Source organism: Chelatococcus daeguensis, from assembly GCF_001887265.1.
In the GTDB taxonomy this organism is placed as follows: Bacteria; Pseudomonadota; Alphaproteobacteria; order Rhizobiales; family Beijerinckiaceae; genus Chelatococcus_A; species Chelatococcus_A sambhunathii.
In genome coordinates, this window is record NZ_CP018095.1 from 1,462,080 (window position 1) to 1,485,689 (window position 23,610).

General features: G+C 68.6%; 24 protein-coding genes and 1 tRNA gene. 13 read left to right on the plus strand and 12 right to left on the minus strand.

Annotated elements, in window-relative coordinates; all coding sequences use genetic code 11:
- Positions 1–8: 8 nt before the first annotated feature.
- The 5 genes from BOQ54_RS07000 to moaA all read right to left on the minus strand — a co-directional run bounded on the left by BOQ54_RS07000 (position 9) and on the right by moaA (position 5,291).
- The gene (locus tag BOQ54_RS07000) at positions 9–611 is read right to left on the minus strand and encodes a TRAP transporter small permease subunit (protein WP_055459035.1); all 603 of its coding nucleotides are present in this window, start codon (positions 609–611) and stop codon (positions 9–11) included.
- Positions 612–866: 255 nt separating this feature from the next.
- A complete protein-coding gene (locus tag BOQ54_RS07005) occupies positions 867–2,072 on the minus strand; it encodes a multidrug effflux MFS transporter (protein WP_071923596.1) in 1,206 nt (401 codons plus the stop codon).
- Entirely contained in the window at positions 2,069–3,001 is a 933-nt protein-coding gene (locus tag BOQ54_RS07010; protein WP_055459033.1) for a DMT family transporter, read from the minus strand. Before BOQ54_RS07010 ends, BOQ54_RS07005 begins: the two co-directional genes overlap by 4 nt.
- 30 nt (positions 3,002–3,031) lie before the next feature.
- Entirely contained in the window at positions 3,032–4,177 is a 1,146-nt protein-coding gene (gene solA, locus BOQ54_RS07015) for an N-methyl-L-tryptophan oxidase (RefSeq protein WP_071923597.1), read from the minus strand.
- 73 nt (positions 4,178–4,250) lie between these two features.
- Positions 4,251–5,291 carry a GTP 3',8-cyclase MoaA gene (gene moaA, locus BOQ54_RS07020; protein ID WP_071923598.1) on the minus strand — a complete coding sequence of 347 codons (1,041 nt, stop codon included), beginning with the start codon at positions 5,289–5,291 and terminating at the stop codon, positions 4,251–4,253.
- Positions 5,292–5,434: 143 nt separating this feature from the next.
- On the opposite strand from moaA, the gene BOQ54_RS07025 reads away from it, so the two are divergent.
- Complete coding sequence (locus BOQ54_RS07025; RefSeq protein WP_055459030.1) at positions 5,435–5,809, plus strand: gamma-butyrobetaine hydroxylase-like domain-containing protein; 375 nt, start codon at positions 5,435–5,437, stop codon at positions 5,807–5,809.
- A 98-nt stretch (positions 5,810–5,907) separates the two neighbouring features.
- On the opposite strand, the gene BOQ54_RS07030 is transcribed toward BOQ54_RS07025, so the two are convergent.
- A complete protein-coding gene (locus tag BOQ54_RS07030) occupies positions 5,908–6,477 on the minus strand; it encodes a L,D-transpeptidase (RefSeq protein ID WP_055459029.1) in 570 nt (189 codons plus the stop codon).
- Between the two features lie 284 nt (positions 6,478–6,761).
- Here BOQ54_RS07030 and BOQ54_RS07035 point away from each other — a divergent pair, with 284 nt between their 5' ends.
- Entirely contained in the window at positions 6,762–7,211 is a 450-nt protein-coding gene (locus tag BOQ54_RS07035; protein ID WP_071923599.1) for a hypothetical protein, read from the plus strand.
- A 339-nt stretch (positions 7,212–7,550) separates the two neighbouring features.
- On the opposite strand, the gene BOQ54_RS07040 is transcribed toward BOQ54_RS07035, so the two are convergent.
- Positions 7,551–7,625, minus strand: a tRNA-Val gene (locus BOQ54_RS07040).
- A 150-nt stretch (positions 7,626–7,775) separates the two neighbouring features.
- Here BOQ54_RS07040 and BOQ54_RS07045 point away from each other — a divergent pair.
- The 3 genes from BOQ54_RS07045 to BOQ54_RS07055 all read left to right on the plus strand — a co-directional run bounded on the left by BOQ54_RS07045 (position 7,776) and on the right by BOQ54_RS07055 (position 9,421).
- Positions 7,776–8,156, plus strand: a complete 381-nt coding sequence (locus BOQ54_RS07045; protein ID WP_055459027.1) for a DUF2946 family protein — start codon at positions 7,776–7,778, stop codon at positions 8,154–8,156.
- Between the two features lie 96 nt (positions 8,157–8,252).
- Positions 8,253–8,804 carry a copper chaperone PCu(A)C gene (locus tag BOQ54_RS07050; protein WP_055459361.1) on the plus strand — a complete coding sequence of 184 codons (552 nt, stop codon included), beginning with the start codon at positions 8,253–8,255 and terminating at the stop codon, positions 8,802–8,804.
- An 11-nt stretch (positions 8,805–8,815) separates the two neighbouring features.
- A complete protein-coding gene (locus BOQ54_RS07055; RefSeq protein ID WP_055459026.1) occupies positions 8,816–9,421 on the plus strand; it encodes an SCO family protein in 606 nt (201 codons plus the stop codon).
- A gap of 5 nt (positions 9,422–9,426) precedes the next feature.
- Here BOQ54_RS07055 and BOQ54_RS07060 read toward each other — a convergent pair whose 3' ends face one another.
- Positions 9,427–10,122, minus strand: a complete 696-nt coding sequence (locus BOQ54_RS07060; RefSeq protein ID WP_071923600.1) for an HAD family hydrolase — start codon at positions 10,120–10,122, stop codon at positions 9,427–9,429.
- Positions 10,123–10,215: 93 nt separating this feature from the next.
- Between BOQ54_RS07060 and BOQ54_RS07065 the strand changes: the two genes are divergently transcribed.
- The 3 genes from BOQ54_RS07065 (at position 10,216) to BOQ54_RS07075 (ending at position 12,125) form a co-directional block, all read left to right on the plus strand.
- Complete coding sequence (locus BOQ54_RS07065; protein WP_055459024.1) at positions 10,216–10,692, plus strand: hypothetical protein; 477 nt, start codon at positions 10,216–10,218, stop codon at positions 10,690–10,692.
- A gap of 125 nt (positions 10,693–10,817) precedes the next feature.
- Positions 10,818–11,519 (plus strand): ribose-5-phosphate isomerase RpiA, encoded by a 702-nt coding sequence (gene rpiA, locus BOQ54_RS07070; RefSeq protein ID WP_071923601.1) that lies wholly within the window; start codon positions 10,818–10,820, stop codon positions 11,517–11,519.
- Between the two features lie 102 nt (positions 11,520–11,621).
- Entirely contained in the window at positions 11,622–12,125 is a 504-nt protein-coding gene (locus tag BOQ54_RS07075; protein WP_055459022.1) for a DUF2059 domain-containing protein, read from the plus strand.
- Between the two features lie 75 nt (positions 12,126–12,200).
- Here BOQ54_RS07075 and BOQ54_RS07080 read toward each other — a convergent pair whose 3' ends face one another.
- The 3 genes from BOQ54_RS07080 to BOQ54_RS07090 all read right to left on the minus strand — a co-directional run bounded on the left by BOQ54_RS07080 (position 12,201) and on the right by BOQ54_RS07090 (position 15,246).
- Entirely contained in the window at positions 12,201–13,703 is a 1,503-nt protein-coding gene (locus BOQ54_RS07080; RefSeq protein ID WP_055459021.1) for a tripartite tricarboxylate transporter permease, read from the minus strand.
- Between the two features lie 12 nt (positions 13,704–13,715).
- Positions 13,716–14,195 (minus strand): tripartite tricarboxylate transporter TctB family protein, encoded by a 480-nt coding sequence (locus BOQ54_RS07085; RefSeq protein WP_071923603.1) that lies wholly within the window; start codon positions 14,193–14,195, stop codon positions 13,716–13,718.
- Positions 14,196–14,277: 82 nt separating this feature from the next.
- Complete coding sequence (locus tag BOQ54_RS07090) at positions 14,278–15,246, minus strand: Bug family tripartite tricarboxylate transporter substrate binding protein (protein ID WP_055459019.1); 969 nt, start codon at positions 15,244–15,246, stop codon at positions 14,278–14,280.
- A gap of 187 nt (positions 15,247–15,433) precedes the next feature.
- Here BOQ54_RS07090 and BOQ54_RS07095 point away from each other — a divergent pair, with 187 nt between their 5' ends.
- The 3 genes from BOQ54_RS07095 to BOQ54_RS07105 all read left to right on the plus strand — a co-directional run bounded on the left by BOQ54_RS07095 (position 15,434) and on the right by BOQ54_RS07105 (position 19,267).
- Positions 15,434–16,699: an O-antigen ligase family protein gene (locus tag BOQ54_RS07095; protein WP_145979738.1), complete on the plus strand. Its 1,266-nt coding sequence runs from the start codon at positions 15,434–15,436 to the stop codon at positions 16,697–16,699.
- Positions 16,692–18,053, plus strand: a complete 1,362-nt coding sequence (gene gor, locus BOQ54_RS07100) for a glutathione-disulfide reductase (RefSeq protein WP_071923604.1) — start codon at positions 16,692–16,694, stop codon at positions 18,051–18,053. The genes BOQ54_RS07095 and gor overlap by 8 nt, the downstream gene beginning before the upstream one ends.
- A gap of 275 nt (positions 18,054–18,328) precedes the next feature.
- Complete coding sequence (locus BOQ54_RS07105) at positions 18,329–19,267, plus strand: hypothetical protein (protein WP_145979739.1); 939 nt, start codon at positions 18,329–18,331, stop codon at positions 19,265–19,267.
- 69 nt (positions 19,268–19,336) lie between these two features.
- Here the strand turns inward: BOQ54_RS07105 and BOQ54_RS07110 are convergent, their stop codons facing one another.
- Positions 19,337–20,884, minus strand: coding sequence for an MFS transporter (locus BOQ54_RS07110; protein ID WP_083585923.1), 1,548 nt, complete (start codon positions 20,882–20,884; stop codon positions 19,337–19,339).
- Between the two features lie 6 nt (positions 20,885–20,890).
- Between BOQ54_RS07110 and BOQ54_RS07115 the strand changes: the two genes are divergently transcribed.
- Positions 20,891–21,862 (plus strand): DMT family transporter, encoded by a 972-nt coding sequence (locus BOQ54_RS07115; RefSeq protein WP_071924422.1) that lies wholly within the window; start codon positions 20,891–20,893, stop codon positions 21,860–21,862.
- A gap of 71 nt (positions 21,863–21,933) precedes the next feature.
- Positions 21,934–23,319, plus strand: a complete 1,386-nt coding sequence (locus BOQ54_RS07120; RefSeq protein WP_063185654.1) for a class II 3-deoxy-7-phosphoheptulonate synthase — start codon at positions 21,934–21,936, stop codon at positions 23,317–23,319.
- Positions 23,320–23,610 lie beyond the last annotated feature (291 nt).

Genomic DNA, 23,610 nt, shown 5'->3' on the forward strand with positions numbered 1-23,610 from the left:
GCGGATTGTCAGGGCCGGCCAGAGCCGGCGTCGGGCCCGAGGTTGTGGATCATCTGCTCCGCTTCGGCCACCTCTGGCGGAAGTTCAGCGTCGGCGTGGGGATCGTCGATGTCGCCGCGCAGCACCGCGATGCGCTTGATGAGCTCCGAAACAGCCTGCACCAGCAGCAGGGCAAAGCCGAGCGGCACCAGCATCTTCGCCGGCCATTGCGGCAGGCCGCCCGCGTTGAGCGATTGCTCGTTGATGGCATAGGACCGCTCGGCGAAGGGGATCGAGGTCAGCAGCATCACGACGCACAGCGGCATGAGGAAGAAGACCGTGCCGAAGATCTCGATCCAGTTCCGCACGCGCGGCGAGAGGCGAGCGTGCACCACGTCGATGCGGATGTGCTCGTTGACGATCAGCGTCCACGGCGCACACACGAGGAACACGGCGCCGAACAGGACCCACTGCAGCTCCAGCCAGGCATTCGACGACATGTCGAACGCCTTGCGGATGATGGCATTGACGGCTGAAATGGCGATCGCGACCACGATCAACCAGGCAACCCAGCGGCCGATGCGCGCATTGATCGCGTCAATGGCCCTTGAAATCGCAAGCAGAATCGACACGTAGACTCCCTTCCCGGACCGTCCGCTACCTCTCGTCTGGAGGTTTTTCCCCTGGAGGGCGGCCATTGATGGGTCTGACGCCCACCGCCCGGCACGGGTGGTAGCGCATCGTTCAGTCGCATACAAGCAGGGCGCTCGCGCCTTTCCGCACGGATGGCGGGCTTGTCGGATGCTGGTCTGAATCCTGGAGCCGGATGCCTTCAGGGTGTTCCAACCTGATCGGTCAATCCGTCTTCAAACATTAAGGCACAGGCTCTAGCGGCTGCGTCCGGAGCGGCCGCAGCGATGGGCGGCAAAGCTTGCGACGATGCAGATTGCCATCACGGCGATGAGCGCCGTCGGCGCCGCGACCACTGCCGCCCCCGTGATGAAGGAGACGAGCGCGCCGAGCCCGAGCTGCAGCGCGCCGGCGACGCCCGCGGCCGTGCCCGCCGCCTCCGGCCGGGCTGACAGCGCCCCGGCGGTCGCGCCGGGCATGGTGAGGCCGTTGCCCACCGCATTGACGACGAGCGGCAGGAACAGCGTCACCGGCGTCCACGGCATCATGGCGATGAGCACGACCTCGGCGCCTATGGCGGCGAGCGAGAGCACGGTGCCGATCGTTACCATGAGATCGGTGCCCATGCGCAGGGCATAGCGGCCGGACACGAAGTTGCCGACCATGTAGCCGAGCGCCGTCAGCGCGAAGAAGGCGCCATAGACATCCGCCGAACGCCCCATGCTCTCCACCACGACGAAGGGCGCGCCGGCGATGAAGGCGAAGAAGGCCGCGCTCGTGAAGGACATGGCGAGCGCATAGCCGAGAAAGCCCCGGTCGCCGAGCAGGAGCGGGAAGGCGCGCAGCATGTCGCCGACGCTGGTGAGATGCGTCTTCGGCGCCGTCTCGCCGAGTACGGCAAAGGCATAGGCGAGCACCGCCACGCCGAAGAGCGTCTTCACGCCGAAGATGGCGCGCCAGCCGAGGTGGGAATCGATGACGCCGCCGACGAAGGGCGCCACCATCGGCGCCACCACCATGACCATGGTGAGATAGCCGATGCGGCTCGCCGCCTCGTCCCTTTCCGACGTGTCGCGCACGATGGCGCGCGCCAGGGCGAAGGCGGTGCCTCCGCCTGCCGCCTGTACGACGCGGGCGGCGAGCAGCGTCACGGTGTCGAACGCAAAGGCTCCGGCGAAGGAGCCGATGGTGAACAGCGCGACACCGCCGATGACGCAGGGCCGACGGCCGAACCGGTCGGAGATCGGGCCGATCACCACCTGCGTGACGGCGACGGCGAGCAGATAGAGCCCGAGGGTGAGCTGGATAGTGGCGTAGTCTGTCGCAAAGGTGCGCGCCAGCGCCGGTGTTGCCGGCGCGAGCACATTGAGCGCGAATGGCTGCAGGGCCGAGACCGCCACGAGGACGGCAAGGCTCGGCCGCGGCGGCGCCGTGACCGCCTGGGGCGGAAAGGGCCGGTTCACGGCTGCGCCGCCGGCACGGGCTTGGCCTGCGGCTGCGGCGCCGCGGCCGTGGCGCGGGCCTCACGCATGCGCACGCGCTCACGATGGATGGTGTAGACGCCGGCAGCGACGATGAGGCCGGTGCCAGCCATGGCGAGCGTGTCGGGCAACTCGCCCCAGACGAGGAAGCCAAGCATGACGGCCCAGACGACCACGCTGTAGCGGAAGGACGAGACGAGCGACACGTCCGTGCCGCGGCAGGCGACGATGAGGCAATAGTTGCCCAGCGAGACGAGCACGGCCGCCCCGGCGAGGAAGCCCGTGGCCCGGGCGTCGATCGGCTGCCACTCCTGGGTCGGCGACAAGGCGAGGCCGACGAGCGGCACGGCGGCGGCGCTGGCGATGGTGACGAGGCCGGTCGAGACTTCTGCCCGGATCTGGCGGGTGACGAGGTCGCGCGTGGCGGCGAGCGCCGCAGCGCCGAGCGCGACGAGCGCCCAGGCGTCGAAGCCGCCCATGTCCGGCTTGACGATGAGCACCACGCCGCAGAACCCCACGAAGACGGCGCACCACCGCCGCCAGCCGACGGTTTCGAGGCCGACGACGGCGGCGATCATGGTCATGAGGATCGGCGTCGCCTGCAGGATGGCGGTGATGTTGCCGAGCGGGATGTGGGCGAGCGCGGTGATGAAGGTAAAGGCGACCGCCGCCTCGAGGAAGGCGCGCAGGAGGAGCATGGGATTGCGAAGGCCGCGCCAGCTGCCGACCTGGCCGAGGGCGAAGGCGAGCACCGTCGCCGCGATGACGGCGAATAGGCCGCGCACGGCAAGGATCTGGCTTGCGGGATACGCACCCGTGGCAAGCTTCACCAGCGTGTCGTTGCCGCAGAAGAGCGCCATGGCGCCCAGCATCGCAACGATGCCGCGCCGGTTGTCGGCAGCCGTGGCCAAGATGAACTCCTCGGACGAAACAGCCGATGATTACGCCGCTTTGCCCAGCCGGTCGAGCTTGAACAGGCCGAGATCGAATGCAGGGCGTGCACCGCTGGCCAGATCTGCGAGAATGTCTCCGATCGCGCTGGCGAATTTGAAGCCGTGGCCGGAGCAGGGGGAGGCCACGATGACGCGCGGGTCGTCCGGCAGCGTGTCGATGACGAAATGCTCGTCCGGCGTGTTGGTGAAGAGGCAGCCGCGCAGCGACATCACCGGCCCGTCCGCGGCCGGGAAATAGTGGCGGATGCCGGCGCGCAGCGCCTCCTCGTCGCGCGCGTTGGCCTCGCGCGGCAGGTCGTCCGCCGTCCCCGTCTCGTTGAGATGGTGGTAGAGGCCGATCTTGAAGCCGGGCATGCCCCATTGCGGGAAGACGTAGAAGTGCCCGTGCTCAGTGAGGAGATTTCCGACGGGGAAACGGTCGAGCGCGAACAAGGCGGGGTCCTTCGGCCAGAACCAGCCGATCACCTGCCGCTCCGGCACGGCCTTGCCGGCGAGCGCCGGCACCATCTCGCCCATCCAGGCGCCGGCGGACAGCACGAGCCGCTCGGCGTGATAGGTGCCCTGCGGCGTGCGCACCGAGACGCCTTCGCCGCCAGACGACCAGTCGAGTACCGGCTCGCGCCCCCGGATCTCGGCACCATGGCGCAGTGCCAGCCAGACATGGGCGAGGATGGCGCGCTCGCTGGCGACGAAGCCGCCTTCCGGCTGGTAGACGGCGGCATAGCCTTCCGGCAGCTGCCAGCCGGGAAAGCGCTCGGCGAGGTTCCGCGCCGTCAACTCCTCATGGTCGAGCCGATGCTCGATGCACGAGGCGAGCGAGCCCGCCGCCACGCGGCTGCCGCGCGGCCCGGCGTCGATGGAACCCGTGATGAAAAGCAACTGCTCGCCGTGTGCCTGTTCCGTCTCGCGCCATAGGCGATAGGCGTGGCGCAGCAGCGGCACATAGTCGGGATGCTCGAAATAGGCGAGGCGGATGATGCGGTTGACGCCGTGGGACGAGCCCATGCCATGGCCGATGTCGAACCGCTCGAGCCCGAGCACGCGCTTGCCGCGCCGCGCGAGCTGGTAGGCCGCGGCGCTGCCCATGCCGCCTATGCCGACGACGATGACGTCGTAACGCTCACCCGCACCCATGGGCGCCTCCGCAAATCAGATGGCCGCCGCAGATCGGCAGCTCGGGGATAGATCGCGAAGAAGGGACTGTGCGTCAACCGCCGGTGACGCTCATGTGCCGGCCGACGGCGGGCTGGCGGCGGCGCCGGTCGATGACGAAGTCGTGGCCGCGCGGCTTGCGGGCGATGGCGCGCTCGATGGCCTCTTCCACCGGCCCGTCGCTCATCGAGGCGCGCAGCGGCGTGCGCAGGTCCGCCGCGTCCTCCTGGCCGAGGCACATGTAGAGCGTGCCCGTGCAGGTCAGGCGCACGCGGTTGCAGCTCTCGCAGAAGTTATGGGTCATCGGCGTGATGAAGCCGAGGCGCCCGCCCGTCTCCCGCACGCGGACGTAGCGCGCGGGGCCGCCGGTGCGATAGTCGAGCTCGTCGAGCGTGTAGCGCTCCGTGAGCCGCGCCTTGACGAGGGAGAGCGGCAGGAACTGGTCGACCCGCGCCGGCTCGATCTCTCCGAGCGGCATCACCTCGATGAGCGTGAGGTCCATGCCGCGCCCGTGCGCCCATTCCATCAGCGCGGGGATCTCGTTCTCGTTGACGCCCTTGAGCGCCACGGCGTTGATCTTGACGGCGAGGCCCGCCTCCTGCGCCGCATCGATGCCGGCGAGCACCTTATCGAAGTCGCCCCAGCGCGTCAGCGTGCGGAAGGTGGCGGGCGACAGCGTGTCGAGCGAGACGTTGATGCGCCGGATGCCGCAGGCGGCGAGGTCGCGCGCGTGGCGGGCGAGTTGCGTGCCGTTGGTGGTCAGTGTCAGCTCCTCCAGCGCGCCGCTGTCGAGGTGGCGCGAAAGGGAGCCGAACAGGCGCATGATGTCACGCCGCACCAGCGGTTCGCCGCCCGTGATGCGCAGCTTGCGCACGCCGCGGCGGATGAAGACGCTGCACAGCCGGTCCAGCTCCTCCAGCGTCAGCAGGTCGCGCTTCGGCAGGAAGTGCATGTCCTCGGCCATGCAATAGACGCAGCGCAGGTCGCAGCGGTCCGTCACCGATACGCGCAGATAGGTGATGGCGCGCGCGAACGGGTCGACGAGCGGCAAGGTCGGCCGGGCTTCGCCCCGGTCGAGAACGGTCGTGTCGGCCAATGCCGGTCCCTCCCTCCAGCGGCGCTGCCGCTCTGGCGTCTTTTACCGTACCAATTTAAGTGTCATCGCCAAGGCATCAATCCCGGATCGGCGCATCTCGCATGAAGCCCGATCACGGTCCCGCGCGTGGGAGCACCCGATCCATGGAAAGCATCCACTGGCCGAGCGAGGTCCGCCTGGCGAAGGATCGCCGCCAACTCCTCGTCACCTTTGAGGACGGGCGTCAGTTCGCGCTCGCAGCCGAATACCTGCGCGTGTCGAGCCCCTCCGCCGAGGTGCGCGGCCACGGGCCGGGCGACCGCAAGACGGTGTCGGGTAAGAAGAACGTCGAGATCATCGGCGTCGAGCCCGTGGGCCGCTACGCCGTCAAGCTCGTCTTCGACGACCTGCACGACACGGGCATTTATACCTGGGACTACCTCTACGAACTGGGCAACGACTTCGAGGCGAAGTGGCAGGCCTATCTTGCGGAGCTCGAGGAGAAGGGGTTGTCGCGGGAGCCGGTGAGGAGACGATGAGGGGAGGAGACTATGGCAGGCCCGTCTGTGAATGCCTCATGGACGAAAGCCGGTCGCGCGGCGGCCGGCTTCGTCACAAACGGCAGTGAGCCAGCGGCTCAGCGCATCACCACAACCTTTGTGCCGACGCGCACGCGGTCGTAGAGGTCGACCACATCCTCGTTCATCATGCGGATGCAGCCGGAGGACACCGCCTGGCCGATGGTGTCGGGCTCGTTGGAGCCGTGGATGCGATAGAGCGAGGAGCCGAGATAGAGGGCGCGCGCGCCAAGCGGGTTGTCCGGGCCGCCGGGCATGTAGCGCGGCAGGTCGGGCCGGCGCTTCAGCATCTGCGGCGGCGGGCGCCAGTCGGGCCACTCGCGCTTCATCGATACGGTCTTCACGCCGCCCCAGGTGAAGCCGGGGCGGCCGACGCCGATACCGTAGCGAATGGCGCGACCGTTGCCGAGCACGTAATAGAGCCGCCGCTCCGACGTGGAAACCACGATGGTGCCGGGGGCGTGGCGGCCATTGTAGGCCACCGTCTCGCGCGTAATGCCGCTCGCCTGGGGCTGATACTGCTCAGCCTCGTAGAGCGGCTGACGTGTGAGCGGGTCTATCTGATAGGCGCCGGCCGGGGTGGCCGCGAGCGCCACGAGACCGGTTATGGCAATGAGAATGCCGCGCATCGGTTGCCTCGATGGGTGGGTGCGGGATGATCTTAAGAATGGCAAAAGGCTGTCGAAGGTTCCGCCTCGTTTGGCCAATGTGTCCAAACCTCGGCCTTCGCGCAACGACAGTGTGGCGCTCCTGCGGCCAAAACATCGTGATCAGCCCGCCGCGTGGCGGCCTTGCCACACCGGTGGCTTCGGGTTGCTGGCATGGCGTAAATGAATACTCAACACTCGATGCCGTATTTTAGTCGTATGTGATTAAAATGGGGTCAGACGTCATGGCGGATTCGGCGAATTCAATGCATGGCGCGCAGGCCGATGCGGCCGGAGCGCGCATTCGCACGCTTGCGACCAATCTCGCCGTCGTGGGCCTCGACAGCGCTCTCGTCTGCGCCGAGACGGGCGGGCAGGGGCGCGGCACGGCGGAGGCGGCGCGCCGTCTCGCCGCGCTGGCGGCCCGCATGGAAAGGGCGGCCTGGCCGCTGGGCGTGCCGCAGCGCGCGGATCAGGCAGGAGACGGCTGGCAAGCCGCGCTCGAGGTGGCGGAGGAGGCATCGGCGGTCGCCGGCAGGCTGCTCGCCGCCGCGGTCACGGCACGACGAGCGGCCGATGGCGAAGGCGAGGCGGAGGCGTCATCCGCGCCCGTCGGCGCCACGCCCCGCGCCGTGGCTGCGGGCCGGCGCCTCGAGGCCCGCTCGGGCGATGCGCGCCGCATCGCCGCCTGGCTGCGCGCGAACAAGGTGCGTTGACGGAAGAGGAGAGGGAGCGCGCCGTCGGCGCGTGCCCGACCGACCGGCCTGTATACGCCACCGCCGTCAGGCCCGCGCTCGTCGCGGGCATCCACGCCGCGAAGTTCGGCAACTGCAAGCAGTCGTTGGCCGGGGCAAGCCCGGTCAGGCCTGTCATGCCAAGGGCGTGCAGGCGCGGCGCTCAACGCCGGCCATGGCTCCATCCCGCTGATGATCGCCCCGAACGGTGGGCGTCAATCGACGCATGGGTGCGCAAAAAAGTGCGCAAACCGTGTATGTCGGGCAGTGGCCCAAGCGTCAGGAACGGCGCTAACGTATCGATTTTTCTGCGGAAAATGATGGTGGGCGTGACAGGGATTGAACCTGTGACCCCTCCCGTGTGAAGGGAGTGCTCTCCCGCTGAGCTACACGCCCGAGCCATAGCATCGCCTGCCGCCGCAGGGCTCGTAGGGCGCCTTCTATGAGCACCGCGCGCCGGCGTCAAGCGAGGAAGCGCACAATGTCGCGTTGCCCCTGTGCAAAGGCCGCGCTACTGCTCGTGTCATGTGCGATCGAGAGGGATGAATGCGGCTGCCGCGCCTCCTCGCTGTTCTGGCGCTCGCCTATGCGCTCGCCCTGCAGGCCCTGCTTGCGGGGGCGGTGGGCATCACGCCCGCCGCGGCGGCGGATCGTTCCGGCGTGCCCCTCGAACTCGCCTGGTGCATGCCGGGGGGCGGCGATCACGCGAGCGGGGACGAGGCGCCCGGCGGGCACCACGACCTGCGCTGTATCCTGGCCTGTGGCCAGCTCACGCCTTCGCCGGCGCTCCTGCCGGCGGCCGTGCCCTCTGCGGCGCCCGTCGCACGCGCCTTTCCCGACGGACCGGTCCCCCTTGCGGGCGAGCCCCTGTCGCGGCGGGACCTCTCCCGCCTCAAGCCGGCGCCGCGTGCGCCGCCGTTGATCTGATCCCGATCAAGCGCTTTCAGGCATTCACGGCGTCCGTGGGAGCCATTGACGGACATGGGATCCGTCGCCCGCCCGCCGCCATCGGAGATCAGGTTCATGACATCGCTTTCCCGCGCCGGCCTCGCCGCGCATCGCACCCCATCCCGTCGCCGCTTCCTCGTCGGTGCGGCGGTCCTCGCTGTCGGCCTCGCGGCGCTGGTCAGCCCCGCCTCGGCGCACGGCTACAAGGCCGGTGCCCTCAAGATCGGCCATCCCTGGTCGCGCGCGACGCCGGCCAATGCCCCGGTCGCCGGCGGCTTCATGACTATCGAGAACACCGGCGAGACGGACGACCGGCTCGTCGCCGTCAGCGCCGAGATCTCCCCGCGCGGCGAGATCCATGAGATGAAGATGGAAGGCGACGTCATGAAGATGAGCCCGCTCCCCGAAGGGCTCGTCATCAAGGCTGGCGAGACGGTGAAGCTCGCGCCCGGCGGCTACCATCTCATGTTCATGCCCTTGCAGCGGCAGCTGAGGGAGGGCGAGGCCTTCAAGGGCGAGCTCGTCTTCGAGAAGGCCGGCAAGGTCGCGGTCGAGTTCAAGGTGGAGGGCATCGGCGCCCGCGGCGACGGCAAGACCGACGCGCACAAGAGCCACACCACCCATTGAGGAGCAGCGCCATGAGTCGTTTGCGCATCATCCTGTGGAGCCTCGTCGCCGTTATCGCGCTGGTCGCGGGCGCCCTGTGGATCGTCGGCGACCGTCTCGTGGCGCCCCAGGGGGGTGTCCGGACGAGCGGCGTCGCCAATATCGGCGGACCGTTCACCCTGACAACGCACGACGGCAAGAAGCTGTCGTCGGCCGATCTCGCCGGGCGCCCCTTCGCCGTTTTCTTCGGCTTCACCCATTGCCCGGACGTGTGCCCGACGACACTCTTCGAGATGTCGGAGAATCTGAAGGCGCTTGGCCCGGACGGGGACAAGCTCACCGTGCTGTTTATCTCGGTTGATCCCGAGCGCGATACGCGTGAGCTGATGGCGACCTACCTCGAGTCGTTCGACCCCCGCATCATCGGCCTCACCGGCACCCAGGAGGAGATTGACGCGGTGGTGAAGGCCTATCGCGCCACCTATCAGCGCGTACCGACCGAGGGGGATGGCTACACGGTCAATCACACGGCCTCGGTCTATCTCATGGATCGGCAGGGGCATTTCGCCGGCACGCTCGACTATCACGAGCAGCAGGACACGCAGATGCGCAAGTTGCGCCGGCTCGTCGAGGGCTGAAGGCTTCAGGAATCGGCGAGGGAACTGCGGCGGTATAACGCCGCCGCGGCATCCCACAGAGCGTCGAAATGCTCGATGATGATGTCGGGGCCAAGCTCGCTCACCGGCGTCATGGTGTAGCCGAACGGCACGGCGATGACCGGGATACCGGCGGCCCTGGCGGTCGCGATGTCGGTCTGCGAATCGCCGACCATCAGGGCCGCCTCCGGCACGCCGCCGGCGGCCGCGACCGTCATCGTCAGGTGGCGCGGGTCGGGCTTCGAGAACGGGAAGGTGTCACGCCCGCAGATGGCATGGAAATGCCCGGCAATGCCGAGCGCCTTGAGCAGCATCACCGAATGGTGCTCGAACTTGTTGGTGCAGACCGCGAGCCGCCAGCCGGCGGCACGGAATCGCTCGAGGGCGGCCGCAACACCAGGAAAGAGCCGCGTCTCGACCGCGATGCGTCCCGCATAGATCGAGAGGAAGCGCTCGAAGAGCAGGTCGAGATGCGCGGGCGCGACGCTGCGGCCGTTCGCCGCGATGCCCCGTTCGAGCAGTGCCCGGGCGCCGGCACCGATGAGGTCGCGCGCCTCGCTGAGCGGCAGTTGCTCGAGACCTTCCTCGGCGAGGATCAGGTTCAGCGTCACGATGAGGTCGGGCGCGGTGTCGGCCAGGGTGCCGTCGAGGTCGAAGACGATGGTCGCGATGGTGTCGGACATGGCAGAGCGCTAGCCGATGCCGCCGGCGCGGGCAAGCCCGGCAAGCCGTCGGGCCACAGGTCGCCCCGTTCTCGCCGGCGGCGCGATGGTAGAATGCCGACGCGATTCGCCCGCATCGGAGTTGTCATGTCGCCCATCGTGAAGTTGCCCGCCGCCGCTGCCCTGCTTGTCGCCCTCGTCCTGCCCGCGCAGGCCAACCAGTTCGAGTTCAAGGCCGCCCCGCAGACAGACCTCAACCGCATCTACCGCATCGATCGGGTCACGGGCGAGGTCGGCGCCTGCCAGTACGGCCTCAAGGAAGGCACCATCGGCGTCACCTTCTGCTATCCCGCGGGCGAGGGGGCCGGACCGCAGAAACCCGGGGAATATGGTCTCGTCGCCTCGCATCACCAGAAGGAGGCGGGCGTCTTCCGCGTCAATTACCGCAGCGGGGAGATGAGCGTCTGCTACGTCTTCAACGATCAGGTCGTGTGCACGCCGCAGGCCACCAGCGCCGCGCCGGCCGGCGGGGAGGGCGGCGAGCAGCCGGCCGCGGGCGACAGCGGCCAGCGCGGCTCCGGTGCCCGCTGATCTGCCCTGCCTTTCCGCTGCCCGAAGCGCATGGTAAAGCGGCTCAGGACAAGCGGACCGGCACGGGCGGCGGCCGATCGGGCATGCGGCGCACCGGCTGGCGGATTCGGGGCGGATTGTTTGGGATGAATGCCGAAGAGATGAAGCGCGCCGCGGCGGCGCGGGCGGCAGAGCTGGTGCGGGACGGCATGCGCCTTGGCCTTGGCACGGGCTCGACCGCCCGCCATTTCGTTGCCATCCTCGGCGAGAAGGTGCGGGCCGGGCTCAAGGTCGTCTGCGTGCCGACTTCGGAGGCGACGCGCCTGCAGGCCGAGGCGGAAGGCATTCCCCTCACGACGCTCGACGAGACGCCAGCCCTCGACCTCACGGTCGACGGCGCCGACGAACTCGACGACAGCCTGCGCCTCATCAAGGGTGGTGGCGGCGCGCTCCTGCGCGAGAAGATCGTTGCAGCCGCCAGCCGGCGCATGGTCGTCATTGCCGACGGCTCCAAGCATGTGGACGTCCTTGGGCGCTTTCCGCTGCCCATCGAGGTCAACCCCTTCGGGCTGCGCGCGACGCAGGAGGCCATCGCCCAGGTTCTCGCGCAGCGCTGGCCCTCGGCCCCGCTGACCCTGCGGCGGGGGGGCGACGGCAACCCCTTCGTCACCGATGGCGGCCATTTCATCCTCGATGCTGCGCTTCAGCGCATCGAGGAGCCGGAGGCGCTCGCCAGCGACCTTGTCGCCATCCCCGGCGTCGTCGAGCATGGGCTCTTCCTCGGCCTTGCATCCGGCGCCGTTATCGCCACGGAGGCGGGGCTCGTGGAACTTGGCGAGCTTGGCTGAGGCCCGGCAAGATATTGACTTCGAGCGCAGTTCCATCGTTCTGATCGCAGCGATCCGCTCGACATGCGCATGACGCGCGAGGCGCCAGGGAGATACCGATCAATGAAGCGTACAGCCACTCACGTCGCGGCCGCCGCCGCCGTCGCCTTCGCCCTCGCCGGTCCGGTCTTTGCCCAGGACACGGGCAGCATCACGCCGGCCAAGGTCGAGGCCGCGCGCCAGATCGTGACTGGCTCGGGCATGGACCGTTCCTTCGAGGCGCTCGTGCCAACCTTCGCCCAGCGCATCAAGCAAAGCTATGTCACCCGCCCCGAGATCACCAAGGACCTCGACGAGGTGCTGGCGCAGCTGCAGCCCACCATCGAGAGCAAGAAGGCCGATCTGGTGGAGACGGCGGCCAAGATCCTCGCCAGCCGCATGAAGGAGACCGATCTCAAGGCTGCCGCCGCCTTCTTCAGTTCCGATGCCGGCAAGGCCTATGTCGCGGCGCAGCCCGCCGTGCTCGACGACCTCTATGTCGCCATGCAGGACTGGACCGGGCGCGTCTTCGAGGAGGCGATGACTCAGGTGCGGGCCGAGATGGCCAAGCGCGGCCACCAGCTCTGAAGTGTCCAAGCGCCAGCGCGAAGGAAACCGGCGGCGCCGCAGTCGCCGGTTTTTTCGTGGCCGCCTTCGGCGTCGTCAGTCTTCGTCGGCCTTGAAGCGCGACAGGCCCCGGAACAGGAGGGGCGCTACCAGCGCCAGTGCCGCGATGGCGAGCAGCGTGGCCGCGAGGGGGCTCTCGATGAGCGCCATCGGGTCGCCCAGGCTGATCTGCAGCGCGCGCCGCAACTGCGTCTCCGCCATCGGCCCAAGGATGAGGCCGACGACCATCGGCGCGATCGGATAGTCGTAGCGTCGCATGACGAAGCCGAGGAGGCCGAAGACCGCGAGCATGACGAGTTCGACGGGCGAGGGGTTGGCGGCAATCGTCCCCATGGCGGCGAAGACGAGGATACCGGCATAGAGCCAGGGCTGCGGAATGGCGAGCAGCCGCACCCACAGGCCGATGAGCGGCAGGTTGAGGATCACCAGCATCGCATTGGCAATGAAAAGGCTGGCGATGAGGCCCCAGACGAGGTCCGGCCGTTCGGCAAACAGCAGCGGGCCGGGATTGAGGCCGTATTGCTGGAAGCCTGCGAGCAGGATCGCCGCCGTTGCCGAAGTTGGCAGGCCGAGCGTGAGCAGCGGCATCAGGGTGCCGGCCGCAGAGGCATTGTTCGCCGCCTCCGGGCCGGCGACACCCTCGATGGCGCCCTTGCCGAATTCCTCCGGATGCTTGGTCAGCCTCTTCTCGATGGTATAGGAGAGGAAGGTCGGTATCTCGGCGCCGCCGGCGGGCAGCGAGCCGATGGGAAAGCCGAGCGCCGTGCCGCGCAGCCACGGCTTCCACGAGCGCTTCCAATCCTCCCGCGTCATCCACAGGGAGCCGCGCACCGGCTCGATCGTCTCGGGCGCGTGCTTCATGCGTGAGGCGACGAAGAGTGCTTCGCCCACGGCGAAGAGCCCGACGGCGAGCGTCGTCACCTCGACGCCGTCGAGCAACTCCGGCACGCCGAAGGTCAGCCGCGCCTGGCCGCTCAGCGCATCGATGCCGACGAGACCGAGCATGAGGCCGATGAAGAGGCTGGTGAGGCCGCGCAGCGGCGAATCGCCGAAGGTTGCCGACACAGTGACGAAGGCCACGATCATCAGGGCGAAATAGTCGGCCGGTCCGAACTGGATGGCGATTTCGACCAGCCAGGGGGCGAACAGCGCAAGACCGATGGTAGCGATGAGTCCGGCGACGAAGGAGCCGACGGCAGAGGTGGCGAGCGCCGGTCCGCCGCGGCCGGCCTTGGCCATCTTGTTGCCCTCGAGCGCCGTGATCATCGAGGCGCTCTCGCCGGGCGTATTGATGAGGATCGACGTGGTCGAACCGCCATACATGCCGCCGTAATAGATGCCCGCGAACATGATGAGCGAACCCGTCGGGTCGAGCTTGAAGGTGACGGGCAGGAGCAGCGCCACGGTGAGTGCCGGGCCGATCCCCGGCAGTACGCCCACCGCGGTGCCGAGGAAAACGCCAATGAGGGCAAAGAGCAGCTTCGTCGGCTCCAAGGCGACGGAAAAGCCCTGCGCCAGCGCGAAGACGGAATCGAGCACCGGAGGGGCCTTTCAGAAGAGCCGCTCGATCGGCCCCTGCGGCAGCGACAGGGCGAGCAGCTTTGTGAAGCCAAGATAGACGATCAGGCCGAGCATGACGCCGATGCCGAGATCGGTGGCCAGCGCCCGCCGGCCGAAGCCGCGCGCCGTCAGACCGAAGAGCAACGCCATGGCGGGAATGAAGCCGCCGCCGGCGCTGATGGTCGCGATCATGGCGGCGATGCCGGCAACGATGGTGAGGACCGCGGCGCGATCACTCGGCTCCGGTGTGGGGACCTCGCCGCGCAGGGTGCTGACGAGGGTGCCGGCAGCGAGCAGGCCGAGGCCGGCCGCCACAGCCCATGAAGCCGCGCTCGGGCCGATGCCGGCATAGCTCGACACCGCCCCCATGCCGACGGCGTCGTTGGCGACGAAAGCCGCAAGGATCAGAAGTCCTGCCGCGATGACGAAGCCGACAGGTGCGATCTTGCGGTCCTCTTTTTGTTGCGTCATGCCCTTCCCCGGATGGCCTCCGATGCGGCGAGGCAGCGGAGAAGACCTTTCTCCGCCGCTCTGCCATTGGCGGTCGGTCTCTCTACTTGACGAGACCGATCGACTGCAGCACCTCGGCGACGCGCACCTGCTCGTTCTGGAGGAACGTCGCGAAGGCCTCACCCGAGAGATAGGCGTCGTCCCAATTCTTGGCCTTCAGCGTCTCCTGCCACTGCTTCGACTTGACCATCTTGTCGATGGCCGCGAGTAGCGTCTTCGTCTGGGCCTCGTCGAGGCCGGGAGGCGCCACGACCGAGCGCCAGTTGACGATGGCGAGGTCGATGCCCTGATCCTTCAGGGTCGGCGCATCGAGACCGGGCACGGGCTTTTCGGCGGCAATGCCGATGAGGCGCAGCTTGCCGGCCTTGATCTGGCCCTCGAATTCACCGTAGCCGGAGACGCCTGCCGTCACCTTGCCGCCGAGGATCGCCGCCAGCGCCTCGCCGCCGCCGGAGAAGGGCACGTAGTTGATCTTGGTCGGATCGACGCCGACCGCCTTGGCGAAGAGACCGACCATGATGTGGTCGGTGCCGCCCGCCGAGCCGCCGGCCCAGGTCACCTTGGCGGGATCGGCCTTCAGTGCCTCGGCGAGGTCCTTCGCGTTCTTGATCGGCGAATTGGCCGGCACGACGATCGCCTGGTTCTCGGCGGTGAGCCGCGCGATTGGCGTCGTCTGCGCGAGGGTCACGGGCGCCTTGTTGGTGAGAATGGCGCCCACCATGACGAAGCCGTTGACCATGAGCTGCGACCCGTCGCCCTTCGCATTCACGAATTGAGCGAGCCCGACGGTGCCGCCGGCGCCCGGCACGTTGACCACCTGCGCGCTCTTGACCGCGCCGCTTTCAGTCAGGGCCGCCTGCATGGCGCGCGCCGTCTGATCCCAACCGCCGCCCGGTGCGGCCGGGGCCATGATCTTCAACTCGAGACTCTGGCCGAGTGCGCCCGTGGACAGGCCCGCGGCCACGAGGAGCGCGGCGACGGCGCCGGTAACCATCTTGTACGAATGGAACATGTGGTTCCTCCCATTTTACGATCTGTTCTTGCTGATCGGACGCAGACGGTATCGGCGGCTTCTTCCCCCATCAAGCGAACATCGCGTCACATTATATCGGAACAATAGCTCCGTCGCGGGCCTTTGCGGCTTTCCCTTTGGCAGGGCTTCTTCTAAAGCCGGACCGTCGCATCTTCGAATCCAGCGAGTGCCCTTCTTGCCTCTCGCCATGCCCGCTCTCCGCGCCGCGCCCTCCGTTCATGCCCGCCGGCTGGAGCTGGCGTCCCTCGTCACGCTGGCGCTGCTGCCGCTGGCGATGGCGCTCGCCAATCGCTCCTCGCCGCTCGTGGTCGGCGTGGCGGCGGCGCTCGCGATTCTCGCGGCGCTCGTGGAGCCGCCGGGCCGGATGCGCCTTTTCCTCGCCTCACGCGCGATCGCGCGTGCGCCGGCGCTCCTCGTCGTCTCCGCCTTCGCGGCCTATGCGGCGGTGAGCATGGCGTGGAGCGTCCTTCCCCGCGCCTCGCTCTTCACCTTTGGCGAGGCGCTGCTGCCCGCCTTCGCCGCGACCGTGGCGGCCATCCTCCTGCCGCGCCGCGTGCCGGGCATCGTCACGGTGCTGGCGGGTGCCGCCTTTGTCGCGGCCTGCTTAGTTGTCATCGGCGATCTCGCCACCGGCCTTGCCGTGCGCCAGAAACTCGGCCTGCGCGCCACGGGGGGCTTCGTCTTCAACCGCAGCATCATCACGCTGCTGATGCTCGCCTGGCCGCTCGGCCTCCTCTGGTGGGAGGGCAGTCGGCGGATTTTGGCAGGCGCCGCTCTGGCCGCCCTGCTCCTCGTGCTGGTCGTCGGCGAATCGGGGGCGGCGCTGATGGGCGCCCTGTGCGGTATCGGCACTTTCGCCATCGCGCTCCTCAGTCGGCGGGTCGCCCTCGCCCTCGTCACAGCCGGGCTCCTGGCCTGTCTCATCATTGCCCCCTTCAAGGGCTCGCTCACGATGCAGCTGCCAGACTCCTTCGTCGCGCTCGTGCAGCAGCGCGGCCACGCTGTCGAGCGCATCGCGCTGTGGCGCAGCTTCGAGGAGGTCGTCCGGCACCGGCCGCTTCTCGGCACCGGCTTCGGCGCAAGCCCGCGCCTTGCCGATGATCCGGTCGCGCAGGAGGTGCCGGAAAACCTGCGCGAGATGCTGGCGATCGGGCATCCGCACGACGCCTTCCTGCAGATATGGGTCGAGCTCGGCGCCGTCGGGGCCGTGCTGGCTGCGCTCGTGATTGCGACCATGATGCGTGCGCTGGCGCACTTGCGGGGGCTGCGGCTGGCTGCTTCGCTCGCGCTCGTGGCCTCCGCCGCCGGCGTCATGCTCGTCGGGCACGGGGCCTGGCAGGGCTGGTGGATCGCGGCTGTGGGCGCCGCGGTCGTCTGGTTCCGGCGCCGTCCGGACAGGGCGGTGCCTTCCAAGGGGGTGGATCATGAGTGATTTCGACGTCGATCTCTTCGTGATCGGTGGGGGCTCCGGTGGCGTGCGCGCCGCGCGCATCGCCGCCGGCCACGGCGCCCGCGTCATGCTCGCCGAGGAAGACCGGATGGGCGGCACCTGCGTCATCCGCGGCTGCGTGCCCAAGAAGCTCCTCGTCTACGCCAGCCGCTTTGCTGGCGATTTCGAGGACGCGGCCGGCTATGGCTGGAGCGTGCCCAAGGCGGCGTTCGACTGGCCGACCCTGATCAAGAACAAGGATGCGGAGATCGCCCGGCTCGAGGGCATCTATCGCACCAACCTCACCAAGGCCGGCGTCGACATCGTCGACAGCCGCGCCGTGATCGAGGATGCCCACACGGTGCGCGTCCTGAAGACCGGCGCGCGTATCCGCGCCCGCGTCATCCTCGTCGCCACCGGCGGGCGGGTGGTGAAGGTGCCTGCGGTGCCCGGCATCGAGCACGCGATCACCTCCAACGAGGCCTTCCATCTCGAGCGGCTGCCGGAGCGCATCGCCGTCGTCGGCGGCGGCTACATCGCCGTCGAATTCGCGGGGATCTTCGCCGGCCTTGGCGTCGAGACCACCCTGATCCACCGCGGCGAGAAGCTGCTGCGCGGCTTCGACGAGGATGTGCGCGACGCGCTGGGGGAGGCCTATGCGCAGCGCGGCATCAGGCTCTGCCTCGAATGTGGCCTGACGAGCATCGAGAAGATGGGCGGCGAACTGCTCATCACCCTTACGGACGGGCGCGAGTTGCGCGTCGACCAGGTCATGATCGCGACCGGCCGCGTGCCCAACACCGAGAAGCTCGGCCTCAAGGAGGCGGGCGTGGCGCTCGCTTCCAATGGCGCCATCGTGGTCGACGCCATGTCGCGGACCAACGTGCCGAGCATCTACGCCGTCGGCGACGTGACGGACCGCGTCAATCTCACCCCCGTCGCCATCCGCGAGGGCCATGCCTTCGCCGATACCGTCTTCGGAAACCGCCCGGCGAGCGTGGACCACAACGTCATCCCGACTGCCGTCTTCTCCTCGCCCGAGATCGGCACCGTCGGCCTCGGCGAAGCCGACGCGCGCCAGCGCTACGGCAATGTCAGGATCTTCCGGTCCAGCTTCCGCGCCATGAAGGCGACCCTGTCGGGGCGCGAGGACCGGGTGCTGATGAAGATCGTCGTCGACGGCGACACCGACCGGGTGCTCGGCGTCCATATCCTGGGGGACGGCGCCGGCGAGATGATCCAGCTCGTCGGCATCGCCGTCACCATGGGCGCTACCAAGGCCGACTTCGACCGCACCATGGCCGTCCACCCGACGGCGGCGGAGGAACTCGTGACCATGCGCACGCCGGTGGCCTGAACGGAAGCCGTAAGCTCGATTCGCCTTCACCTGCGGGGAACGACACCCGCGCTCGCCCGGCGACCGCAACGGGAAGGCGCTGGGCTGCGCTCTCCTGTTGCCGCGCGGAGATCCCTGCCTGAAGCTTTGTTGGCTTGCGTTCATGCACAACGCCATCAAGCGATATATTTCTGATAGTTATTGTCGTGTCGATTTGAGCGACTATGATCCGGTGTTGCTGTTCAGCGATAATTGCGCGGTGCATATATTTTGTTTATTGGAATGGATTGGCTGACATGAATAACCGTATTGCTGGCATGGATGCCGCGGCAGCGAAGCGCCTCGGCAATGTCGTGGCGGAGTTCTCGGATCATGTGCGGAGCGGCGGCGGCGCGCCGGTCTTGCCGAGCGTCGTCCGGCAGCGCGTGCGCGAGGCCCGGGCTGGCCAGAATGGCCCGGTGTCTGCGCGCCGGTCGGCAACTCCGGATCGGAATGCGAGACAGGCGGAAACCTTGCTGGCCCCGATGCGGCGGGCGGTGGCGCGCGGCCGTGACGCCCTCGGGTATGCCGGTCCGGTCGTGGCACCAGCGCTCGAACTGGCGGCCGCGAGCGCCTCTCACTGGGCGACGTCAGCCGAAGGACAGGTGAGCCTCGGTCGCGATTTCCTGAGCAACGAGCTGTGGCGCGGTTCCATCCGGCTGCCCGAAGCTCCGCAGAGCGAAGAGGCCGGCGCTTCCGGGCGGCTCGGCGCGTTGGCCGGTCGGGGTACCTACGCTGCCACGACAGCGGGGCGCGCAAAGCTGCTCTTCACATTGCTGGGCAATACGCCGCTGTCCTCGGCAGCCGGCTATGCCTATGCGGTCGGCTGGGGCGTCAATGCGTTGTCCGGCGCGGCGAAGGCATGCGTGGATGTTTCGCAGGACCTGTCCCAGCGGGGTCTGCGGGGCGGGCTGCTGCTCACGCGCGACGCCTTCGCCCTGCTGTCCGCGGGTCTCAATCTGGCGGCGGCGGTCGAGAGTGGATATGCGCAGCGGGCTGCGGATGCCGGGGATGACGCAGGGGCCGTCGGGCATGCGCGCACATCGGCCTTCCTGTGGGGCGGAGGTTCCCTGAGCGGCATCGCTTCGGGCGGGGCTCAGCTCCTGGCTGATTACATCGCGCCTGCACGACCGGCACCGCGTGAAGCAGCTTCCGCGGCGCCGGATGTCGAGGCGCAGCGGTTGCTCTCCACCTGAGCCGATCGGCGAAAGAGGGGGGGACGTCCCGGCCTCTGGCCGGGGCGCCCTTCCGATCATCCAGGATCGCTATGGCACCGGATGGTGTGCCGCTGTTCCGGGTGGCGCTTCCAGCACGAGCTGCGCACCGGAGGGCGGGCGCTGCATCATGCGCCAGGCGACGAAGCCGACGAGCATGGCGTGGATGGCGGCGTTATGCACGAAGAGCATGACGTCGCCGAAGAGCGTCATCAGCGTCGCGGCGACGATGGGCCCGACGATGCCGCCGACGCAATAGAGGAACAGGAGGGTACTCGACAGGTGCACGGCCCCCTCCTGCGAGCGCCGGTCGTTGGCATGGGCCGAGATCAGGGGGTAGATGACGGAGGTGGTGAGGCCGAGGGCGAAGGCGAGCGCGTAGAGCACTGCCGTCTCGCCGCGCCCGACGATGACGAGCGCCACCTCGACCACGCAGGCGACGGCCGAGACGCCGAGGATGACGCCGCGCCGATCGACGATATCGGACAGCTTGCCGACGGGATAGGGCGCGGTGGCCGAGCCGAGGATCATGGCGGTCATGAAGCTGGCGACCACGCCGGCGCCGAGGTCGAGCCGCTCCACATAGGCGGGGGCGAGAGACCAGAAGCTGCCGTTGGCAAGGCCGACGAGCAGGATGCCGACGGCGCCGATCGGCGTCGTGCGGAAGAGCTCCAGGATGCGCAGCCGCCCCTTGGCCGGCAGCGGCGGAGCCTCGGCCCGCGTCATGGCGAGCGGCACCAGTGCCAACATGAGGAAGGCGGAGGCGCCGGAGAACAGGCTGAAGGAGCGCGCGCTGTCGAGGCGCAGCAGCTGCTGGCCCGCGGCGGAGCCGGCGAAGTTGACGATGTTGTAGAGGCCGAGCATGCGGCCGCGGTTGCCGTCGTGCGCCTTGGCGTTGATCCAGGCCTCGACGATGGCGTAGAGCCCGGCGAAGCAGAAGCCGACGAGCCCGCGCAGCACCATCCACACAAGCGGCGAGAGGAAGATCGCGAAGCCGAGGCACGCGACCGCCGCGACCGCGGCGAAGGCCGCGAAGGCGCGGATGTGCCCGGCCCGCCGCACGATGGCCGGCGTCACCCAGGTGCCGGCGAGCATGCCGCCGAAATAGACCGAGCCGATGACGCCGACCTCCGTCGGGGAGAAGCCCTCGAGCACGCCGCGCAGCGGCACCAGCGTGGTTAGGAGGCCGTTGCCGGCGATGAGGATGAAAACGGCGAGGAGAACCGGGGACAGGGCAACGATGGCGGTCGGCACGATCGGGTCCGGTGTTCGGGCGGGGCGCGTCGGCACGCATCTCCAACCTTCGCCAAGAGAGGCGGGAAAGGAAAGTGCTTCGTCGACGCTGCAGTCATTCAACCAGGGCAGGGCGTCCCGGGCCTTGCGGGCCGCGACAGGCGAACGATCATCCTGCGCGAATGTGGCAGCGCACGGGCGGCGATCGGCCCTGCCGCGCCGCATATCCTGCTGCGGATGGGCGTCGATTTTGCGCAAAATGCTTTGCCGATGCGCGATTTTTCCGTCCCGAAGGCACGGAGGGGCGCCGGCAAGCCTGTCTTGGCAGGCGCCGCGTCGCCGCGCCGCAGCGCAAAGAAGCAGCATCGCACCATGATCATCGGACTTCTGGCCGGGCTCGCCGCCGGCGCCGTGTGGGGGCTCGTCTTCGTCGGTCCGGCGGCGGTGATGCCCTATACCAGCCTCGACCTCACGGTCGCGCGCTATCTCGCCTTCGGCATCGGCTCGCTCGTTCTGATGCTGACGGTGCCCCGCTGCCGGGCGGGCATCGTGCCGCGGCGGGATGCGGGCGCCGGGCTCGTGCTCGGCCTCACCGGCTATGTCGTCTACTACCTTCTGGCCGCCGGCGCGGTGCAGCTTGCAGGGCCGGCCATCCCGCCGCTCGTCATCGGCTCGCTGCCGGTGGTGCTGGCGCTCGTCGGCAACTGGCGGGAGCGGACGGTGCGCTGGCGGACGCTCGCCATGCCGCTCGGGCTGATCCTCGCCGGCCTCGCGCTCGTCAATATCGCGACGCTCGCCGGCGCGGACAGCGCCGCTTCGCGCGCCAACGTCGTTCTCGGCTGCCTGTGCGCCCTCGGCGCCGTCGCCGTGTGGACGATCTACGCCCTCGTCAACGCCCGCACCTCGCGGGCGCTCGCCGGCGACGGCGTCTATGCCTGGACGAGCCTTCAGGGCGTCGGCTCGCTCGTTGGCGTGCTGCCGCTCGTGCCGCTCCTCACCGTCGACGGTTGGTCGAGTGTGCCGCAGCTCGGCCTCTTCAATGCCGACGGGCTGCGCCTCGTCCTGTGGGCGGTCCTGCTCGGCATGGTCAGCTCCTGGGTCGGTGCGGTGCTCTGGATCATCGCGGCGCGGCGCCTGCCGGTGGCGTTCGCCGGGCAGCTCATAGTCTCGGAGACGGTCTTCGCGCTCGTCTACGGCTTCCTGTTTGAGGGCCGCTGGCCGACGCCCGGGGAGGTGGGCGGCGCCGGCCTCCTCATGCTCGGCGTCTTCGCGGCGGCGAGTGCCTTCCGCCGTGCGGAGGAGGGCAGCAAAGACGCTCGCCTTGTCGCGGACTGTCAGCTATAAGCGCCACCTCTGTTGTGGCACGATGGAGGGAGCCTGACGGCTTTCCCTGTACCTTGTTGGGAGTTGGTGAGATGACCGAGCGGTGGACGCCCGCAAGCTGGAGGAAGATGCCCATCCAGCAGGTGCCTGTCTATCCGGATGCCGATGCTCTCGCGGGCGTCGAGCAGCAGCTTGCCGGTTTTCCGCCGCTCGTTTTTGCAGGGGAAGCCCGCCGGTTGAAGCGCGACCTCGCCAAGGTCGCGGCCGGCGAAGCCTTCCTCCTGCAGGGGGGCGACTGCGCCGAGAGCTTCGCCGAGCATTCCGCCGACAACATCCGCGACTTCTTCCGCCTCTTCCTTCAGATGGCGGTGGTGCTCACCTTTGCCGGCGCCTCACCGGTTGTGAAGGTCGGCCGTGTCGCCGGCCAGTTCGCCAAGCCGCGCTCGGCGCCGACCGAGAAGGTGGGCGACACCGAACTGCCGAGCTACCGTGGCGACATCATCAACGGCATCGAGTTCACGGAAGAAAGCCGCACGCCGGATGCGCGCCGCCAGCTCATGGTCTACCGCCAGTCGGCGGCGACGCTGAACCTCCTGCGTGCCTTCGCCGGCGGCGGCTATGCCAACCTGCAGAACGCCCACCGCTGGATGCTGGGCTTCGTGAAGGACAGCCCCTCGTCGGGCCGTTATCAGGAACTCGCCGGGCGCATCACCGAGGCGCTCGATTTCATGCGCGCCTGCGGCATCGATCCGGAGTCGCATCCCGAGATGCGCTCGACCGATTTCTACACGAGCCACGAGGCCCTGTTGCTCGGCTACGAGGAGGCGCTGACGCGCGTCGATTCCACCTCGGGCGACTGGTACGCGACGTCGGGCCACATGGTATGGATCGGCGACCGCACGCGCCAGCCCGACCATGCGCATGTCGAATACTGCCGCGGCATCAGGAACCCAATCGGGCTCAAGTGCGGCCCGTCCCTGAAAGCCGATGAGCTTCTGCGCCTCATCGACACGCTCAACCCGGACAACGAGGCGGGCCGGCTCACGCTGATCTGCCGCTTCGGCGCCGATAAGGTGCTGGAGCACCTGCCAGCCCTCGTCCGGGCCGTGAAGGAGAGCGGGCGCTCGGTCGTGTGGTCGTGCGACCCCATGCACGGCAACACGGTCAAGGCCGGCAACGGCTACAAGACCCGGCCCTTCGACCTCATCATGCGCGAGATCAAGGGTTTCTTCGACGTGCACCAGGCCGAGGGCACGCACGCCGGCGGCATTCACCTCGAGATGACGGGCAAGAACGTCACCGAATGCACCGGCGGCGCCCGCGCCCTGACGGACGAGGACCTGCACGACCGCTACCACACCCATTGCGACCCGCGCCTCAATGCGGAGCAGGCGCTCGAGGTGGCCTTCCTCGTCGCCGAGCGGCTGAAGCGCGAGCGTGCCGCGCGCATCATGCCGCATGTCGAGGCGGCCGAGTAAGGCTCAGTCACGAGAAAAGGCAAGGGCGGCCCCGGGGCCGCCCTTGCCTTTTTGGAGACGAAGGAAGTGGCGCAGCGCCGCGAGACATGTGGTTGCGCCCGCTCGTGTCCGGTCGAGTCGGCGGGCGGGTTCATCGCCGCGAAGGGGACGGGCGGCGTCCTCCGGCGTTCGGCCTGATCGTCGCGCCCATGGCGATGGGGGTGAGACCGCTCGCCACGCGCGGTCAGCTGGACGCGGCCGCCTGACGAGGCTCCCCGCGGGAACTGCCGGCTGACGGCCGGCGTTGACGCA

Coding starts and splice junctions, on each gene's coding strand:
- solA (WP_071923597.1), bottom strand. CDS start 4,177: ATGGGTGCGGGTGAGCGTTACGACGTCATCGTCGTCGGCATAGGCGGC.
- BOQ54_RS07025 (WP_055459030.1), top strand. CDS start 5,435: ATGGAAAGCATCCACTGGCCGAGCGAGGTCCGCCTGGCGAAGGATCGC.
- BOQ54_RS07030 (WP_055459029.1), bottom strand. CDS start 6,477: ATGCGCGGCATTCTCATTGCCATAACCGGTCTCGTGGCGCTCGCGGCC.
- BOQ54_RS07035 (WP_071923599.1), top strand. CDS start 6,762: ATGCATGGCGCGCAGGCCGATGCGGCCGGAGCGCGCATTCGCACGCTT.
- BOQ54_RS07045 (WP_055459027.1), top strand. CDS start 7,776: ATGCGGCTGCCGCGCCTCCTCGCTGTTCTGGCGCTCGCCTATGCGCTC.
- BOQ54_RS07050 (WP_055459361.1), top strand. CDS start 8,253: ATGACATCGCTTTCCCGCGCCGGCCTCGCCGCGCATCGCACCCCATCC.
- BOQ54_RS07055 (WP_055459026.1), top strand. CDS start 8,816: ATGAGTCGTTTGCGCATCATCCTGTGGAGCCTCGTCGCCGTTATCGCG.
- BOQ54_RS07060 (WP_071923600.1), bottom strand. CDS start 10,122: ATGTCCGACACCATCGCGACCATCGTCTTCGACCTCGACGGCACCCTG.
- BOQ54_RS07065 (WP_055459024.1), top strand. CDS start 10,216: ATGCCGACGCGATTCGCCCGCATCGGAGTTGTCATGTCGCCCATCGTG.
- rpiA (WP_071923601.1), top strand. CDS start 10,818: ATGAATGCCGAAGAGATGAAGCGCGCCGCGGCGGCGCGGGCGGCAGAG.
- BOQ54_RS07075 (WP_055459022.1), top strand. CDS start 11,622: ATGAAGCGTACAGCCACTCACGTCGCGGCCGCCGCCGCCGTCGCCTTC.
- BOQ54_RS07085 (WP_071923603.1), bottom strand. CDS start 14,195: ATGACGCAACAAAAAGAGGACCGCAAGATCGCACCTGTCGGCTTCGTC.
- BOQ54_RS07090 (WP_055459019.1), bottom strand. CDS start 15,246: ATGTTCCATTCGTACAAGATGGTTACCGGCGCCGTCGCCGCGCTCCTC.
- gor (WP_071923604.1), top strand. CDS start 16,692: ATGAGTGATTTCGACGTCGATCTCTTCGTGATCGGTGGGGGCTCCGGT.
- BOQ54_RS07105 (WP_145979739.1), top strand. CDS start 18,329: ATGAATAACCGTATTGCTGGCATGGATGCCGCGGCAGCGAAGCGCCTC.
- BOQ54_RS07110 (WP_083585923.1), bottom strand. CDS start 20,884: ATGCTGCTTCTTTGCGCTGCGGCGCGGCGACGCGGCGCCTGCCAAGAC.
- BOQ54_RS07115 (WP_071924422.1), top strand. CDS start 20,891: ATGATCATCGGACTTCTGGCCGGGCTCGCCGCCGGCGCCGTGTGGGGG.
- BOQ54_RS07120 (WP_063185654.1), top strand. CDS start 21,934: ATGACCGAGCGGTGGACGCCCGCAAGCTGGAGGAAGATGCCCATCCAG.